1 protein-coding gene and 1 pseudogene are annotated in these 1,807 nt (G+C 47.3%); both read left to right on the top strand.

From position 1 onward, the window contains the following. Positions 1-653: 653 nt before the first annotated feature. Positions 654-917, top strand: a pseudogene (locus BLR77_RS24820) (IS4 family transposase); the annotation flags it as partial. 345 nt (positions 918-1,262) lie between these two features. Continuing rightward, complete coding sequence (locus BLR77_RS25450; RefSeq protein WP_139203108.1) at positions 1,263-1,655, top strand: hypothetical protein; 393 nt, start codon at positions 1,263-1,265, stop codon at positions 1,653-1,655. Positions 1,656-1,807 lie beyond the last annotated feature (152 nt).

Below are 1,807 nucleotides of genomic sequence, written 5' to 3'. Positions count from 1 at the left end.
GTTTCGTGGATGAAATAGAAAGAATCCAAGGGCAGCGGGTTGAGCTACGAGGTCAGGGCAGGCCGAGGCGTAACCCCGGAAAATAAATCTGTCCCGAATGGCACTCAAAGGGAATTTTTTCGGATGATGAATAAGTTTGCGGATTGGCTGTATACTTGGCGGTTGGCTGTTTTGTGTGTGATGATGGTTTTGTCGGTATTTAATTTGTTTTTCTTGTTTGATGATTTAAGGGTTTTTTGGGGGGTGTTATTAGGTCAGATATGGTCGGGGCAGTGTATTTATGCGTTTGTCTCAAGGAGGGAGATTATGTTTTCAGCGGGCGCGATAATAAAAAAAGATGCTTCTATGGGGGTGAGGTGGGCTTTTGCTTCTTTGAGTTTTTTCATATATTGCGTTTTGTTTTTTATTAGGAGCTATTGATCCGGAAAAGGGGACACCCATTAGCCGGCCTTGCGTCAAGACTCAAAGCAACCTGCTCTGCTTTTTTACCCGAAAAAGGGGGCGCGAAAAAGGGGGCCACGAAAAAGGCGAAAAAGGGGACAGATTTGAATGGCACTTACTTACGCGCTAACCAACTGATCTAGAAGAAGAAAGGCTGCTCTTGGGCTACGGTGATAGTTGCGAACACACACCGAGCCCAAGGAGCAGCCCAGATGAATCCTAGGCGCCGAGCCGCCATCCTTCAACAGCGCCGTACCTATCACCGCACATCCAATGCGGATGCCTATGCGTTCTTCAATCTGTTGACCGGCCCCGAGTTGTTTGAACAGGTCGAATCGCTGCTGCCAGACCACAGGGAGCGCCTGTTTCCGCCGACCGAGACGCTGTCCATGTTTATGGCTCAGGCTCTGAGCGCTGATCGATCCTGCCAGAGGGCTGTCAACGAGCTGGCTAACAAGCAGTTACGATCAGGTTTGATTGGAAAAGGGGACGGATTTATTTTCCGCCTGATCGGCTAAGCTGAAGGTCTCAATGGAAGGAGGTCGTTATGCCAAGGATGGGGCGTATTGTGTTGCCGAACTACCCATGCCTAATAGGGGACAGACCACGATTAATTCGTAAATCGTGGTCTGTCCCCTATTATTGTTTGTCCCCTATTGTTCCCACCGCATTGGTGCTGGTGTGATTGATCCAAATAAGGCGATATTGTTGCAAAGTATCGGGACGAGAAATCCTTATCCTGGCTATATAGGTGGTGTTCTCGAAAATAGTGTTGGTGCTGGGATTCCTATTGTTATTGAAGCTATGCAGAAGGATCGGGAATGAGGAAGTTGAGGTCGCTGCCAAAATATATGCGTCCTGGAGGTTTTTTTGACATATCAAGTGTTTGGGGGAATATAAAATCTATTATTTTGGTTCTGCTTGGGGCTTTTGCTATTTGGAATTTTCACTATTTCTCTTTCTGGCTGGACTCGGTGCTAGGGCTTGAGCACACTCCAGCAACTGAGGGAATGGTTCGTGTTAGAAGATTTTGGGCCGGTATTTTAGGGGGCGCTGGATTTTTTGTGGGGATTGCCAAAATACTATGGCTCTATTGGTATCGTAAGCAGGCGGTTAAGAGTGCTGAGGGGCAGTGGTATGACAATGCTTCTCTAAGCAAGGAAGATTTGTATGCAGATGGTGGCAATAACATTTCAGAAAGAAAAGAAGAATAAAGAAAGACCGCAGAGGACAGACCCTCTGCAGTACATGGACGAAAAGGGGACAGATTCTGCAGGAAAAAGGGGACAGATTTATTTTTCGCCTGATCGGCTAAGCTGAAGGTCTCAATGGAAGGAGGTCGTTATGCCAAGGATGGGGCGTATTG

Origin of the sequence: Ectopseudomonas alcaliphila, assembly GCF_900101755.1 — a bacterium.
GTDB lineage: Bacteria > Pseudomonadota > Gammaproteobacteria > Pseudomonadales > Pseudomonadaceae > Aquipseudomonas > Aquipseudomonas alcaliphila.
This window is presented reverse-complemented; position numbering and strand designations above follow the sequence as displayed.